The sequence below is a fragment of the Bacteroidota bacterium genome (genome assembly GCA_026391695.1).
Taxonomy (GTDB): domain Bacteria; phylum Bacteroidota; class Bacteroidia; order Bacteroidales; family JAGONC01; genus JAPLDP01.
Window position 1 is genome coordinate 15,122 of sequence record JAPLDP010000084.1, and the last position, 17,539, is coordinate 32,660.

10 protein-coding genes are annotated in these 17,539 nt (G+C 44.6%); 8 read left to right on the plus strand and 2 right to left on the minus strand.

Going from position 1 to position 17,539, the window contains the following annotated elements; genetic code table 11:
• Window positions 1-12 precede the first annotated feature (12 nt).
• The 3 genes from sprA (at window position 13) to NT175_12450 (ending at window position 8,556) form a co-directional block, all read left to right on the plus strand.
• Entirely contained in the window at window positions 13-7,236 is a 7,224-nt protein-coding gene (gene sprA / locus NT175_12440; GenBank protein MCX6235502.1) for a cell surface protein SprA, read from the plus strand.
• A gap of 138 nt (window positions 7,237-7,374) precedes the next feature.
• Entirely contained in the window at window positions 7,375-7,752 is a 378-nt protein-coding gene (gcvH, locus tag NT175_12445) for a glycine cleavage system protein GcvH (protein MCX6235503.1), read from the plus strand.
• A gap of 114 nt (window positions 7,753-7,866) precedes the next feature.
• Window positions 7,867-8,556 (plus strand): energy transducer TonB, encoded by a 690-nt coding sequence (locus tag NT175_12450; GenBank protein MCX6235504.1) that lies wholly within the window; start codon window positions 7,867-7,869, stop codon window positions 8,554-8,556.
• 183 nt (window positions 8,557-8,739) lie between these two features.
• Here the strand turns inward: NT175_12450 and uvrC are convergent, their stop codons facing one another.
• Window positions 8,740-10,536, minus strand: a complete 1,797-nt coding sequence (uvrC, locus tag NT175_12455) for an excinuclease ABC subunit UvrC (GenBank protein ID MCX6235505.1) — start codon at window positions 10,534-10,536, stop codon at window positions 8,740-8,742.
• Window positions 10,537-10,546: 10 nt separating this feature from the next.
• The gene (gene thiL, locus NT175_12460; protein ID MCX6235506.1) at window positions 10,547-11,641 is read right to left on the minus strand and encodes a thiamine-phosphate kinase; all 1,095 of its coding nucleotides are present in this window, start codon (window positions 11,639-11,641) and stop codon (window positions 10,547-10,549) included.
• Window positions 11,642-12,055: 414 nt separating this feature from the next.
• On the opposite strand from thiL, the gene sufB reads away from it, so the two are divergent.
• From sufB to NT175_12485, 5 genes are all read left to right on the plus strand, one after another.
• A complete protein-coding gene (gene sufB / locus NT175_12465; GenBank protein MCX6235507.1) occupies window positions 12,056-13,504 on the plus strand; it encodes a Fe-S cluster assembly protein SufB in 1,449 nt (482 codons plus the stop codon).
• A gap of 131 nt (window positions 13,505-13,635) precedes the next feature.
• Window positions 13,636-14,376 (plus strand): Fe-S cluster assembly ATPase SufC, encoded by a 741-nt coding sequence (gene sufC, locus NT175_12470; GenBank protein ID MCX6235508.1) that lies wholly within the window; start codon window positions 13,636-13,638, stop codon window positions 14,374-14,376.
• Between the two features lie 46 nt (window positions 14,377-14,422).
• Entirely contained in the window at window positions 14,423-15,835 is a 1,413-nt protein-coding gene (gene sufD, locus NT175_12475) for a Fe-S cluster assembly protein SufD (protein ID MCX6235509.1), read from the plus strand.
• A 41-nt stretch (window positions 15,836-15,876) separates the two neighbouring features.
• Window positions 15,877-17,097: a cysteine desulfurase gene (locus NT175_12480; protein MCX6235510.1), complete on the plus strand. Its 1,221-nt coding sequence runs from the start codon at window positions 15,877-15,879 to the stop codon at window positions 17,095-17,097.
• Between the two features lie 7 nt (window positions 17,098-17,104).
• On the plus strand, window positions 17,105-17,539 hold the full coding sequence (locus tag NT175_12485; GenBank protein MCX6235511.1) for a SufE family protein: 435 nt from the start codon (window positions 17,105-17,107) through the stop codon (window positions 17,537-17,539).

The following is a 17,539-nucleotide window of genomic DNA, read 5'->3' on the forward strand; positions in this document are numbered from 1 at the left end:
GGTTTTATCCTGATGGTCACCCTTGTCGTATCTTTTATCCAGGCAGGGACGTCCTCATCAGATATTTTTCCCGGCCCCGATGAAAAATCCCTCGCAGCAGAACCCGACACGACAAATTCAGGCGATACCACCAAATTACCCTTTCCATTTCATGATGATTCCGGTTATCCCTATCTTGATAAAGGGAATACCAATGGCCTTTATCTGAATCCTACATCGGTTAAAAAAGAAGTGGAATATGACCGTGACAATAACCAGTATATCATCAACAGTAAGATTGGTAATGTGAACTACCGTGATCCGGTGCCCATGTCGTTTAAGGAATACCTTGATTACGATCTGGATAATTCACTCGACAGTTACTGGCGACAGCGGGCGCGAACTGCCGGGGCAACCAAACGCACAGGTTTCCTCCCTCAGATTCATATCGGTGGTGAAATATTCGACAGGATATTTGGCACCAGCACCATCGATATCCGGCCACAGGGTTCTGCAGAACTGATATTCGGCGTTCTCCATAACAGAAGAGATGATCCAGCTCTCAGCGTCAGGCAGAGAAGGACAACCAATTTCGATTTTGAAGAAAAAATACAAATGAATGTCGTCGCGAAAATCGGCGATAAGATTGAATTCAATACAAATTATAATACCGAAGCGACCTTTGACTTTGAAAATAAATTAAAACTCCGGTACGAAGGGAAAGAAGATGAAATTGTCAAGTTAATTGAAGCCGGTGATGTGACGCTGCCCCTGACCAGCACGCTTATTACGGGAAGCCAGAGTTTATTCGGCATTAAGACACAACTGCAGTTTGGAAAAGCTACAGTTACCGCTGTATATTCCGAACAGAAAAGCCAGACCAGCAGCGTGAGGGTCGAAGGAGGAGCGCAAACCACACCTTACAACATCCGCGCTGATGAATATGAAGAAAACCGCCACTTCTTTCTTGCACAGTATTTCCGGGATCACTATGAGCAGGGATTAGCCCAGTTGCCTATCATCAGTTCAGCCATCAACATCACAAAGATTGAGGTGTGGGTCACCAACATAGGCCCTGCTGTGGAGGAAAACAGGAATATCGTAGCCTTCTCCGACCTGGCTGAAGTCACACCTTTCAATCCTAATATTAACACCTTGCCAGGAGCTGGCAATTATCCCTCCACGCTTTCAAACGACCTTGTTCTCCAGCTCGATCCTGCCCAGATCAGGGATATCAACATGGTGAGTAACTACCTCAATAATCACCAGGCCCATTTCGTTTCAGGCGTTGATTATGAAAAAGTCGAGAGTGCGCGTAAACTAAGGCCCATTGAGTATTCTTTCAACAGTAAACTGGGTTTTATTTCCTTAAACACATCCCTTAATACAGATCAGGTGTTAGCCGTTGCCTTCCAGTATACCGTTATCGGTATTGACAGCGTATTTCAGGTTGGCGAACTCTCCGACGAGGGTATAACGCCCCCAGGGTGCCTCGTTGTCAAGTTGCTGAAGAGCACCGCTGTGAACACCATGATACCTATGTGGAACCTGATGATGAAAAATGTGTATTCCATAGATGCTTATCAGATAAATCCACAGGATTTTATTTTAAATATCCTGTATTCCGGTAACGACAATGGTGTTCCGACAGGATACCTGACCGAAGGACCTCCTGCAGTGAAAGGCATTCCCCTCATTCAGGTTTTAAATTTCGACAACCTGGATCCCTTTCTTAATCCTCCTAACGATGGTCTTTTCGACTTCATCGATAATGCATCTACCAGGGGGGGAACCATCCAATCGAACAATGGACGTGTTTATTTCACCGTCCTGGAGCCCTTCGGCAGTTATCTGCGGCGAAAATTCGGCGATAATACCCAACTAGCTGATAAATACTGTTATGATTCGTTATATACCCTGACAAAATTCGGCGCACAGCAATATCCCGAAAAAAATAAATACCTGATACAGGGTATGTATAAATCTGCCTCCGGTTCGGAGATCTCACTGAATGCAATTAACGTACCCCAGGGCTCGGTGCGGGTCACAGCCGGCGGCGTACCCCTGACCGAAAATATCGACTATACCGTCGACTATACTTTAGGACGTGTGCGCATCATTAATGAGGGTATTCTCAATTCCGGCACCCCTATCAATATCTCACTTGAAAACAATTCCATGTTCCAGATCCAAACCCAGCGTCTGGTGGGAGCCCATATCGATTATGTATTCAATAAAAACCTGAGTATAGGTGGGACTGTTTTGAATCTCCGGGAACGGCCGTTGACACAGAAAACCAATTACGGCGAAGCCCCCATATCCAACACTATGCTGGGACTGGAAATGAACTACCAGAAAGAGATTCCGTTCATTACAAAACTGGTCGACGCCTTGCCGTTTTACAGCACTAAGGCTCCATCAACAGTTACAATTATGGGAGAGGTAGCCCAGTTCCTGCCGGGACATTCCAAAGCTATCGGAAAAACCGGCACATCATACATTGACGATTTCGAGGCCAGTAAATCCACCATCGACCTAAAAAATTACAGCACATGGTTTCTGGCCAGTACACCACAGGATCCTTCGTTGTTCCCCGAAGGCCTGGTCAGCGGAAACCTGGCCTATGGCGCTAACAGGGCTAAACTATCCTGGTATATCATCGATCCTCTCTTCTATCAGAAATCCGGAACGCTGAAACCCAAGAACATCAGCAAGGATGAATTATCAAATAATTATTCAAGATACATTCCTGAAAGCGAAGTCTTTCCCAATATTGACCCGCCTAACGGTCAGCCTATGAACCTGGCAGTTTTTAACCTGGCTTTTTATCCTTCTGAAAGAGGCCCATATAATTATGACGTAGAGCCTACGCCATTTTCTGAAGGTATGAGTGAGGACGGCACTTTGAATACTCCTGGTTCCCGGTGGGGAGGCATAATGCGCCAGATTGAAACCACTGACTTTGAATCAACCAATGTCGAATACATCGAGTTCTGGTTAATGGATCCTTTTGCCGACGGAACCCTGAATAGCGGAAGGGGTGGTAAACTATACTTCCACCTAGGTGATATCTCCGAAGACATTCTTAAAGATTCGCGTAAAAGTTATGAAAATGGTCTTCCTGTTTCAGCCCAGGTGCAAAATGTCGATACCACTGTCTGGGGAAGGGTTCCCACTCTGCAGGCTCTGGTTAATTCGTTCGACAATACCCAGGGCTCCCGGCAGTACCAGGATATTGGGTATGATGGCCTCTCCACTGAAGAGGAACGTTCATTTTTCGAAGATACTTATCTCAACAGGATTGTGAACTATTTCAACGGAACCAACAATAGTGCATATGCCAATGCATTCATTGATCCTTCGGGCGATGATTACCATTACTTCCGCGGTACGGATTATGATGATGATCCCACTTACAGTAATATTCTGGAACGTTATAAACAGTTCAATAATCCCGAAAAAAACTCCCCCAGCGATGAGCAAAATCCTGAAACCTATCCTACCTCCTATACCCAGTTACCCAATGTTGAAGATATCAATAATGATAATACACTCAGTGAGGCTGAACGCTATTTTGAATATGAGATTGATCTCGATACAGCCCATATGAAGATTGGTCAGAATTATATTGCCGACATGCGGGTAGCCCAAAATATCCCACTGGAGAACGGACAAAAAGGAGAGGTGACATGGTACCAGTTTAAGATTCCTGTTTCAAATCCTGAACGGGTAGTCGGCAATATCCAGGACTTCAAGTCTATCAGGTTTATGCGTATGCTGTGCAGGGATTTCCAGGAACCTATAATATTGCGCTTTGCTACGCTCGAACTTGTAAGAGGTGAATGGCGGCGGTATAAATATGATCTTCTTTATCCTGGTGAATATATCCCTAATGATAATCAGAATCAAACCACCTTCGACATTTCAACTGTCAGTTTTGAGGAAAATGGCAGCAGGGCTCCAATTCCTTATGTCATTCCTCCTGGCATTGAAAGGGAAATAAATATAGGCACAACGAACCTGCAACAGATTAATGAGCAGGCTATGGATTATAAGATTTGTGGTCTCCTGGACGGCGATGCCCGTGCGGCTTATAAGACAACCGATTTTGATTTCAGGGATTATAAACACCTCCGGATGTTTATTCACGCTGAGGATGCCGATCCGGCACAGACCATTCAGAATGGCGACCTCACTCTTTTCGTGCGGCTTGGCACAGACTTTACCGAGAACTTTTACGAATATGAGATGCCCCTCGTCTTCACTCCCTGGTATACGACTGATCCGGAATCCATATGGCCTGAATCGAACCGGATGGATATCGTTCTTCAAACACTGGTGGATGCAAAAATGCAACGCAATGAGGCCATGCAACAGAACGCCTGGATGTCGGCGTCGCAACCTTTTATCACCTATGACGGAAATAATAAAATCACTATTGTCGGTACACCCAGCATCAGTGATATCAAGGCCATCATGATCGGCGTGCGCAATCCCAAAAAATTGAATGCATCCGATAATGATGATGGCGAAACCAAATGTGCCGAGATATGGATAAATGAACTTCGCGTTACCGATTTTGACGATAAAGCCGGATGGGCTGCCACAGGCCGTTTGAGTGCAAACCTGGCCGACCTCGGCAATGTCATCATCGGAGGCTTGCACAGCACACCGGGATTTGGCAGCATTGATAAAAAGGTGAATGAACGCCAGAAAGAAACGATATCACAATATGATTTCGCCACCAATATAGAAGTCGGTAAATTCTTCCCGCCTACATGGGGTGTGCGTATCCCGATGCACTTCGATTACTCACAAACCCTCAGCAATCCACAATATAATCCACTGGATCCCGATGTCCTGTATAAGGATGAATTAAAATATCTGGATAAAAATGGGAAAGACTCACTTAAGGCCCGGTCACAGGAGGTGACCCGAAGGAAAAACCTGAATTTCATTAATGTCCGCAAAGAACGTCTGGGCGCCACTACAAAACCTTATCCCTGGAATATTGAGAACTTTAATTTTACCTATGCTTACCAGGAGATTTATCAGCGCAGTGAAGATATCGAATACGATAAACAAAAGAAATACAGGGGAGGACTGGGCTATACATTTTCATTGAGTCCTAAGAATGTATCACCTTTTGCCGGTTTAGGTTTTCTTAAATCCAAGGCCTTTACCCTCATACGTGATTTTAATTTTTATTACCTGCCTAAACTGTTCAGCTTCAGGACTGAAATGAACCGGCAGTATAATGAACGAAAGTTGCGCAATAAAAGCACAGTACTCATTATCATCCAGCCGACTTATCTCAAGAAATGGGACTGGATCAGGGCATGGGATCTGAAATATGATCTGACAAAGGGCCTTAAAATCGACTATACTGCTACAGGAAATGCCTTTATCAGCGAGCCACCGGGGATTATTGATAAAAACTCGGCCGACTGGGGCGCCTATAAGGATTCCATCTGGTCCGAAGTGCGTGGCTTCGGAACCATGGGGCTCTTCAATCAGAACTTCGATCTCAACTATAATATTCCGATTAATAAATTTCCATATCTGGATTGGATCAACGCCACACTGAGATATGGAAGCACATACAGATGGCGAGCTGCACCATTATCTATCCAGCCGATCATGGGCAATACGATTGAAAATAATCAGAACGTCGATATCAATGGAGGTATTCGGCTGTCGACTATCTATAATAAAATCGGCTACCTGAAAAAACTGGGACAGCCCTCAAACCAGAAAGGGAAGAAAGAACCTCCCAACAAAGCAAAAACCGGGAAGACTGCACAACAGGTTGCTGACTCTATACAAGCCGATACCGCAAAGGCCAAACCCCGAGTCAATTACTTCAAACTTTTTGGTGATGGCCTGGTCAGAATACTCATCTGTGTGAAGGATATCACGGTGACCTATTCCGAAAATAATGGGATGATACTCCCCGGCTTCAAACCTGAACCCAATTTTCTTGGCATGCGCTGGAATGACATGGCTCCCGGATGGGGATTTGTCTTTGGACTGCAAAACGACATCCGTAATACAGCAGTAAAAAATGGATGGCTCACAACTGATACTCTTTTAAATAATCCTTATATCACCAGGGCTACAAAAGATCTTACCTACAGGGCAAACATTGAACCCTTCAGGGATTTCCGTATCGAAATCACCGGAAACTGGAGCAAGAGCCTCACACACGAAGAGTACTTCAAAGCAGGCCCCGACGGGATCTTTAGACCCTTTTCTCCCGTCGACAGGGGCACCTTCACCATGTCGTACTGGATGTGGAAATCAGCATTTGTCAATGATGAAGTGGGCAATATTTCACCGACTTTCCAGAAATTTCTCGATAACCGTAAGGAAATCGCTTTCCGTCTGGCAAGGGATAATCCAAACTGGAATGGGGCAGTTACCGATTCCACAGGATTTCCCGTTGGTTATGGACCATCGTCAGTTCAGGTACTGGCACCCTCCTTTATGGCTGCTTTTTCCAACATATCAACCGATAAAATATTCCTGAGTCCTTTCCCGAATATTCCTTATCCAAACTGGCGACTGACATATAACGGGCTGAACAAAGTGGAATTCTTCAAGAAACTCCTGAAAAACATCAATATCACTCATGCATACCGCTCAGTTTACAGCATCTCATCGTTTGTCTCTAATCTCGATTACAGGGAAAATTTGCAGTATCCTGATAATCCTTCTGCTTTTGATAAATCAGGGAACTATATTGCCCAGTACAGGATTGACCTGATCTCCATTACGGAGCAGTTTGCACCCCTGATAAATATCGACATGACATGGTACAACAGCCTGCTGACACGTGTCGAATTCAACCGCTCACGCAACCTCTCGCTGAGTTTTGTCAATAACCAGCTCACCGAGGTGTCAAGCAACGAATTCATCATCGGTGTCGGATACCGTTTCAAGGATGTACAGTTTAATGTCACCTCCATCGGCGGAGGTGGGAAAAAGACGCGCATCAAAAGCGACCTCAACATAAAACTGGATTTCTCTGTAAAAAACAATAAAACCATTCTGCGGCGTATAGACGAGGTCTATAACCTGATATCCAGCGGACAGAGGGTGTTTTCCATCAATGCATCAGCCGATTATATGATCAATCAAAAACTAAACGTCAGGTTTTTCTTTGATCAGACTGTGAATAATCCCTATACATCCAACCAGTTCAAGAATTCCACAACCAGGGGAGGCATAAGCCTACGCTTCACTCTGGCGCAGTGATGGACTTCTATAGCCGATATGGTGGAATCCGGGCTGAATCTCTCATGCTGAGGCAGGGAGTAAATTTTTTCTGACAGGCGTATTCCGATTAGCGAAATTTTTTAATTTTGGACGTTTAAAATCTAAACCAGCATCAACATGAATATACCAGGCAATTTAAAATATACAAACGATCACGAATGGATCAGAGTTGAAGGACGGACCGGGATCATTGGTGTCACCGATTTTGCACAGGGCGAATTGGGCGATGTCGTTTTCATTGAGGTGGAAACCGTTGGCGAATCACTTGGCAAACATGAAACATTCGGTACCATTGAAGCAGTCAAAACAGTTTCCGATATGTTCATGCCCGTTTCAGGTGAAGTGTTGGAATTCAATGCAGAACTTGAAGCCAAACCTGAACTGATCAATAAAGATCCTTATGGTGATGGTTGGATTATCAAAATCAGGATTAGTGACGTAGATGAATTGGATGACTTGCTTGACGCCGGTCAATATAAGGAGATTATCGGATAACGTGATGTCTTTTTCTTCAGTTGAGGTACCCTATATTATTTATAAAACACTTGTAAAATATTAGAAATATTTGTAATTTAGCAGTCACAAGGAAACCGTTTAAAACCATAACAAATGGATACGAAAAAATCACAAAAGGCAGACCTTGAAAGCAAGAGGACCATTTACACCCAAATCGGGTTGATTATTGCTTTAGGACTGGTATTGCTCGGCTTTGAATATAAGAGCTATGAAAGGGTGACCTTCGAGATGAGCGTACGGCAGAATGTCGAACAGATCGAAGAAGTGGTTATGCAGACACAGCAGGAGACAAAAATCGATGCTCCCAAACCCTTACCTCAAACCACTATACTGAATATTGTCGACGATAATGTCAATATCACAGATGACATTGTCATTGATGCCGAAGCGAACCAGAATACCCAGATTGAGGAATATGTTGCCCCGGTATCCAATGTGAAGGAGGAAGAAGAAATTGTGGAGGCAGAGATTTTCACCGTTGTTGAGGAATCACCTTCATATCCTGGCGGGGAAGCAGCCCGGATCCAATATCTGCAGGATAACATCAAATACCCGCAGATGGCCAGGGAAAGCGGCATCCAGGGTACCGTTTATGTCACTTTCGTTGTTGAACCCGACGGTTCGGTGAGCCATGTGCTAGTCCTCAGAGGCATTGGCGGCGGCTGCGATGAGGAAGCTATCCGGGTTGTCAACTCCATGCCCAGGTGGAATCCCGGCAAACAACGGGGAAAACCTGTCAGGGTGCAGTTCAACATGCCTATCAAATTCACACTGCAGGGATAAAAGCCCGTGCATCCTATTCCTTTAATGCGACCCCGCCGGGGTCGGAGGTTTATCTCATACATTCAGTTTTACAAACAGGTGATGCCTCTGGCATCGTGCGGTTAAAATAATTGAATGTAATTTCCCAGAAATAGTTTTAATTATCAATGAACAACGAAGGGTTCACCCGTTTGTAAAAAAGGTTCATGAATGAAAAAATCCATATATGACCCGTGCTTTCGTCTGGCCAATAACCTCCTGTAACTCCTCAACAGACGCCTTCCTGATATTTTTTACGGATTTGAATTTCCATAATAACGACTGGGCGGTCGCAAACCCTATCCCTTCTATCTCTGTCAGAACCGATTTGATGCTGCCTTTCACCCTCCGTTTCCGGTGATGGGTGATGCCAAACCGGTGCGCTTCATCACGCATATACTGGATGACCTTAAGGGTTTCCGATTTTTTATCAAGATATAATGGTAGTGTGTCGTCAGGGTAATAAATTTCCTCAAGCTTCTTGGCTATGCCAATGACGGTAATCTGACCGTAGATGCCCAGTGTTTTCAGGCTATTGACTGCAGCGCTCACCTGGCCTTTACCGCCGTCAATGACAATGAGCTGCGGCAGGGTTTTATTTTCGTCGATCAGCCGCCTGTACCGGCGCGTGATGATCTCCACCATCGTGGCAAAATCATCTGGTCCCTCTACTGTCTTCACATTAAAATGCCGGTATTCCTTCTTTTCGGGTTTGGCGTTTTTGAATACCACCATCGCCGATACCGGGTAATTACCCTGGATATTTGAGTTGTCGAAACATTCCATGTGAACAGGTAGTTCCTTCAGCCGCAGATCCTTCATCATCAGGTTCAGTATGCGCTTTGTATGGCGCTCCGGATCGACGAGATCCCTCTGTTTTTGTTTTTCGGCCTGGTAATACTTGACATTACGTTCCGAAAGTTCAAGGAGCTTTTTTTTATCGCCCCGCTGCGGCACAGTCAGAGTGACCTTTGGAATTTCAAGATCCAGCGTAAAGGGTAGGATGACCTCCCGTGCATCGCTGCTGAAACGCTGCCTGAAGTCCATCACTCCAAATGTGAGCAGCTCTTCGGGCGACTCATCCAGCTTCTTGGTGATCTCCACCGTATGAGCCTGCACTATGGCGCCATTGACGACCTTGAGGAAATTTATATAACCATATTTTTCATCCGTAAGTATGGAAAAAACATCCACATTGTCGATAGCTGGATTCACCACTGCCGATTTGCTTTGGTATCTTTCAAGAAGCTCGATTTTCTCCTTGACGATATGGGCTTTTTCAAATTCCATCCGCCCTGCATACCCATGCATCAATTCATGAAGCCTCTCCGTGACCAAATGGATATTCCCTTTGACGATATCCCTGATGTATGAGAGGTTGCTGTCATAATCCTCGCGGGTCTGCAATCCTTCGCATGGTCCTTTGCAGTTGCCGATATGGTATTCAAGGCATACCCTGAACTTTTTTTTCCGGATATTCTCCTCAGAAAGGTTAAGATGACAATTTCGCAGGGGATAAAGCTGGCGGATAAGGTCCAGTAACGTATTCATCATCCGCACCGAGGCATAGGGGCCGAAATAGGAGGAGCCATCGCGTATGACATTCCTGGTGGGAAAAACACGCGGGAAAGGCTCATTTTTCACGCATATCCATGGAAAGGTTTTATCATCCTTCAGCATCACATTATAGCGGGGCTGGTACTTCTTGATCAGGTTATTCTCGAGCAAAAGGGCATCCAGCTCGCTATCCACCACCATGAATTTGATATCATCAATTTTATTCACCAGCACCTGCACTTTGCCGCTGAGTGAGGTATCTTTATTAAAATATGAAGCCACCCTCTTTTTCAGATTCTTGGCTTTGCCGATATATATGATCTTCCCCTCCTTATCAAAATACTGGTATATCCCCGGCCTCTCCGGTAAAGTTCTAATGATCAAATCAACCTTATCGTCTTTCATCTTTCATCTTTCATACTTCATTCTTCATATCATCCATATTCCTATACCTGAAATCATCAGTTCTCTTCAATATGGAATCCCATCCCTGTGCAGTTATGGGTACAAGTGTGCCTGACCTGGAGATGAGATGAACGCCGCTGTTCTGATCTGTCATGTGGCCGATGATCTGAATATCGGGGCATTGTTGGATTTTGTCATAATCTTTCTGGCTGATGGTGAAGAGAAGCTCATAATCTTCACCACCGTTCATAGCGCATGTGGTCGGATCGATATTGAACTCTTTGGCCATATTGACTGTAGTCGGATCAAGAGGTATTTTTTCTTCATAGATGCTGCATCCCACCTTTGATTCGTGGCAGATATGAAGGACATCCGAAGCCAGTCCGTCAGAGATGTCGATCATGGCTGTGGGTTTGATTTTAATATCCTTTAGGAGTCTGATAATATCCGTCCTTGCTTCGGGTTTAAGCTGGCGTTCAAGGATATAGTCATGACCTTCCAGGTCGGGTTGCATGTCGGGGTTGGCTTTAAACACCTGTTTCTCCCTTTCGAGGACAAGTAATCCCGTATATGCCGCACCAAGGTCGCCGGTGACGCAAAGAAGGTCATTTACCTGTGCTCCGCTCCGGTATACGATATCGTCTTTGTCGGCCTCGCCCAGCACGGTTAGCGACATCAATAATCCCTGCAGGCTTGTGGTGGTATCACCACCGATGAGGTCAACGCCATATTTTTCACAAGCCAGCAATATCCCTGAGTAGATCTCGTCGATGGCTTCGAGGCTAAAGCGGTTCGATACGGAAATGCTTACCGTTATCTGGCCCGGCAGGGCATTCATTGCCGCAATATCCGAAAAGTTGACAACAGCAGCCTTATAGCCCAAATGCTTGAGAGGATAATAGGTCAGGTCGAAGTGTATCCCCTCAATGAGCAGATCGGTCGAAACAAGGATCATTTTGCCTTTATAATCCAGCACAGCCGCATCGTCGCCAACACCTTTCACGGTACTTTTATTCCGCAATAGTATGTGACGTGTCACATGATCGATGATACCAAATTCTCCTAAATCGGATAATTCGGTTCGTTTTTTCCGGTCTTCAAACATGTCTTAAGAATTAATCATGCAAAGTTATTATTTTCAGCGACACCTTTCCGCCAGGAAACGCTGAACTCCATATTACTAAACCGTTTACTTGCTAAATAATATTTTGATGTGCCAGGTAAATTGATTTGCCGGACTGAATGCGGAAAGACATTAATTTTTTATTGCCAGGTTTTCTGGTATGTTTTAATACAAAAAGGGTTGATGTTCATTGAGAAAGAGAAATAATCTAAAAAAGTATGCATCTATGAAACAAATCTTTAATTATAGAACTCTTCAATCTTTAACACATCAAAATATTTTTTAACCTTTTTACTTTATAAATTGTTATATTCAGAAGTTCAAATACCGGTTATGATATCGTGAATATTACTATATTTGCACACTTTTTTAACAAAAGGAAAACAGGGATTGATCATGGAGAAAGATCAGCATAACATCCTGGATCAGGTAACCCAGGGAGAATACAAGTACGGGTTTGTGACGGATATAGAGATGGAGAAGGCCCCCAGGGGATTGAATGAAGATATCATCAGGTTTATTTCAGCAAAGAAGAACGAACCGCAATTCTTACTTGATTTTCGCCTGAAAGCTTACCGGCGATGGCTCGAAATGAAAGAACCCACATGGGCCCACATCACACATCCCCCAATTGATTTCCAGAATATCATATATTATGCTGCACCGGTAAAAAAGCCTGCACTGAAAAGCCTTGATGAAGTCGATCCTGAACTGATAAGCACTTTCGACAAACTCGGAATATCACTCGAAGAACAGAAACTATTGTCAGGCGTGGCGGTTGATGCTGTTTTCGACAGTGTATCGGTCAAGACCACCTTTTCGGAAACTCTTGAAAAACTGGGGATCATTTTCTGCTCTTTCAGCGAGGCGGTCAGAAAATATCCTGATCTGGTCAAAACCTATATGGGTTCGGTCGTCCCTCCTGACGATAATTATTTTGCCGCTTTGAATTCGGCTGTTTTCAGCGACGGGTCATTTTGTTATATACCTAAAGGCGTACGCTGTCCCGTGGAATTGTCGACGTATTTCAGGATTAATTCCGCAAATACAGGACAATTTGAGAGGACTTTGCTCATCGCTGATGAAGGCAGCTATGTGAGCTATATGGAAGGTTGCACGGCTCCTATCCGCGATGAAAACCAGTTACATGCCGCTGTCGTGGAAATCGTGGCGATGAAAGATGCCGCAGTTAAATACTCGACGGTTCAAAACTGGTATCCGGGAGATAAAGACGGTAAAGGCGGCATTTATAATTTCGTCACCAAAAGGGGGATGTGCAAGGGAAACCACTCGAAGATATCCTGGACACAGGTGGAAACAGGCTCTGCCATCACATGGAAATACCCCAGTGTTGTTCTGCTGGGTGATAACTCCGTTGGAGAGTTCTATTCCGTGGCGGTCACCAATAACCATCAGCAGGCCGATACCGGTACAAAGATGATCCATATCGGGAAAAATACGCGGAGCACTATCCTGTCAAAGGGTATTTCAGCCGGATTTGGTAATAACAGTTACCGTGGGCTGGTTAAGATCATTAAAAGGGCTTCCAACTGCAGGAATTATTCCCAGTGCGATTCCCTGCTTCTGGGCGATAAATGCGGGGCGCATACATTTCCATACATCAACGTCGAAAACCAATCCTCTATCGTTGAACATGAAGCAACCACTTCAAAGATATCCGACGACCAGCTTTTTTACTGCAAGCAAAGAGGAATAAGCGTTGAAAATGCTGTCGGGTTGATAGTGAATGGTTATGCCAGGGAAGTGCTGAAGCAGTTGCCGATGGAGTTCGCCGTTGAAGCCCAGAAACTGCTGTCGATCAGCCTGGAAGGAAGCGTGGGGTAGGATTCAGTGATCAATGATCAATGATCAATGATCAATAATTGGGGAGACAGTTTGGAAGAGAAGAGTTATGTTTATGTCAATCTTAGTGATACATAATTTTATTGAAAACCAATCAAGAACTATAATATAAGATGCTGATTATAAAAGATTTAAAAGTTGCTATTGCGGGTAAGGAGATCATCAGCGGGTTAAGCCTTGAGGTGAAAGCCGGCGAAATTCATGCTGTGATGGGACCGAATGGAACAGGCAAAAGTACACTGGCATGGGCTATTGCCGGAAATGAAATGTATACCGTAACTGGTGGCACGATGACTTATAAGGGTAAGAATCTTCTCGACCTGTCGCCGGAAGAAAGAGCTTGTGAAGGAATATTCCTTGGATTCCAGTATCCTGTCGAAATACCGGGTGTGAGCATGAACAATTTCCTGCGTACAGCCATTAATGAGCAACGTAAATACCGCGGGCTGGATCCAATGCCGGCAGGGGAGTTCCTTGCCAGGCTGGAAGAAACCAGGAAGCTTGTCGAAATCGATGCGAAACTTGCCCTCCGCTCCGTCAACGAAGGTTTCTCGGGAGGAGAGAAAAAAAAGAATGAGATTTTTCAGATGGCTATGCTGGAACCGACATTGTCGATACTCGATGAAACAGATTCCGGCCTCGATATAGATGCTCTTAAAATAGTGGCCAATGGCGTGAATAAGCTGCGGTCAAAAGATAATGCCATTGTGGTCATCACTCATTACCAGCGCCTGCTCGAATATATCGTTCCCGACTTTGTTCATGTCCTGTACAAAGGCAGAATCGTGAAATCAGGCGGTAAGGAGCTTGCACTTGAGCTGGAGCAAAAAGGCTATGAATGGTTAAAAAACTGACAGGTGTCGCATGACACACCGTATATTTTAATACCGCCACCGGCACATGGATGATTTAGTGATTAAAACGGACCTGAAGGAAAAGTTGATCGGTTTATTCGAGGAGAACCGCCAGGAGATATGCAGAAATGACACCCCTGCAATCTCACAGGCACGGGTGAAGGCTATTGAAATATTCGGAAAGCTGGGCTTTCCAACCACAAAGCTTGAACAATGGCGCAATACGGATATTTCCAAAGCTCTTTCACGGGATTATGAGCACTGCTTCCAGCCATCAGAAATACCTGCTGCTACCGTTACGTCATTCCAGTGTGAAGTACCTGACTTCGACACCTATCTTATTACGCTGTTAAACGGTTGGTTTTTACCGAATCTGAAGCCATTGAAGAAGTTTCCTGATGGAACCCTTATCGGCAGCCTGGCACAGGCCATGATCGAATACCCCGATATCGTTGAAGAATACCTGACAAAAGAGCGAAATTATTCCCGCAATGGACTGGATGCCTTAAACACAGCCTTTTCACAGGATGGTATTTTTATTTATGTACCGGATGGCGTCGAGGTAAAGGATAATATCCAGATGGTGGATATGATCAACCTTGAAGCGCAGTCTTTCATCCAGAACCGTAATCTGATCATTTTAGGAAAGAACAGCAGGCTCACTCTCGTTCATTGCGATGACTCGCTAAACCACCAGGTGAGTTTCACCAATACCATGACCGAAGTCTTTCTTGGAGAAAATGCGGTCATGGATCATTATAAACTTCAAAATATAAACGATAATTCCACCTTCATCAATTCCGTGTATTTCCATCAGGATAATGGCAGTCGCCTCTCAACCAACTCGATCATCCTGAACGGCGGACTGATACGTAATGATATCCATGTGAAGATCGAAGGGCACAACTGTGAATCACATATTTTTGGATTATATCTTGTCGATAAGGAACAGCACATCGATAATCAGATTTACGTTGATCATATAAAACCCGGCAGCATCAGCACACAGTTGTTCAAAGGGATTATTGACGATCACTCAAAAGCTGTTTTCAATGGCCATATCCGCGTCCACAGGGATGCTCAGAAAACCAGCGCAAATCAAACCAATAAGAACATTCTACTCACGGATAAGGCCACGGTGAATGCCAAGCCTTTCCTTGAGATCTATGCGGATGACGTGAAATGCAGTCATGGCGCTACCGTGGGTCAGCTTGATCCTAATGCAATGTTTTATATCCGTTCAAGAGGACTGTCGGAATACAATGCCAGGATGCTGCTGATGTATGCATTTGCAGCCGAAGTCATCAATAAGATTTCCATCAGCGCCCTGCGGCTCACCATCGATGACCTGGTCAAAAAACGGCTTCGCGGTGAACTCTCGGTCTGTGACCAGTGTGTCCTGAATTGCAGGAATAAGGAGAATACCATTTCCTTTAATATTGACATGAGCAAGATTTGATCTGAAAAATTATAACGTTTGTCTATTAAAAACCGGAGATTTTGAGCTATAATGTTGCAGAAATAAGAAAGGATTTTCCATCATTAGACCAGAAAATATATGGACGGCAACTGGTATACCTCGACAATGCAGCCACAACACAGAAGCCATTGGATGTTATCAGGTCTATATCGGATTATTACTCAACGATCAACAGCAACATCCACAGGGGCGTGCATTACCTCAGCCAGGAGGCTACCAATGCTTACGAAGGTACCAGGAAAGTCGTGCAGCATTTCATCAATGCACGGCATGACCACGAGATTATCTTTACAAAGGGCACTACCGAAGCCATAAACCTTGTCGCATGCAGCTTCGGCAGAAAGTTTATTTCGAAAGGTGATGAAATCATCATTTCGGCACTCGAGCACCATTCCAATATTGTCCCATGGCAAATCCTCTGCGAGGAAAAAGGTGCCCGTTTGCGTGTTATCCCGATCAATGACGATAATGAAATCATGGTCAGCAAATTTCCGGAGATGCTGAATGACCGCACACGGATAGTGGCCATAACCCATATATCAAATGCGTTAGGCACTGTTGTACCACTAAAGGAAATTATAAAAATCGCCCATACTCACAATATTCCTGTGCTTGTCGATGGCGCCCAGGCCGTTGCACATATGAGGGTGGATGTTCAGGATCTGGATTGTGATTTTTACTGTTTTTCTGGACATAAGATGTACGGACCAATGGGCATTGGCATCCTCTATGGCAGGGAGAGATTACTGGAAGACATGCCTCCTTATCAGGGTGGTGGCGAAATGATCCGTACGGTGACATTTGAGAAGACTACCTATAACGATCTGCCCTATAAATTTGAAGCTGGTACGCCCAATGTTGCTGATGTGATCGGATTCAAAACAGCCATTGATTACCTGGATAAAATTGGCTTTGAAAACATCACTCCGTACGAAGCCGGCGTATACAAATACGCCACCACTGCATTGGAATCCATTGAGGGGCTCAGGATAATTGGCACCGGAAAGAATAAATCCGGCGTCATATCATTTCTCATCGGGAATATTCATTACTTTGATGCCGGAACTGTATTGGATAAACTGGGTATCGCCGTGCGCACAGGAAACCATTGTGCACAGCCATTGATGGAACTATGCAGGTTAACAGGTACTGTCAGGGCATCCTTCGCCATGTATAACACAAAGGAAGAAGTCGATATATTAACCGACGGAATAATAAAAGTCAAAGAATTATTTGGTTAAATAGATGATGACAACATTAGATTTAGAGAATCAGATCGTCGTAGAGTTTCAGCAGTTTGATGACTGGATGGATAAATACAATTACCTCATCGAGATGGGAAAAGCCCTCATGCCTATTGAAGAGATGTATAAAACTGACAACTACCTGATTACCGGATGCCAGTCGAGGGTTTGGTTATATGCTGTGTATGAAGGTGGAAAGATCTATTTCAGGGCCGACAGCGATGCGGTCATCACAAAAGGTATTATCAGCATGCTGATCAGGGTGTTATCAGGCCACACTCCGGATGATATCATCAATGCGCCACTGGCATTTGTCGACCAGATCGGCCTGAAAGAACATCTGTCGCCCACGCGCTCAAACGGCCTTACATCAATGATCAAACAAATGAAACTTTACGCCCTCGCTTTTAAAACCAAAGAACAGACCGGATCACACTGA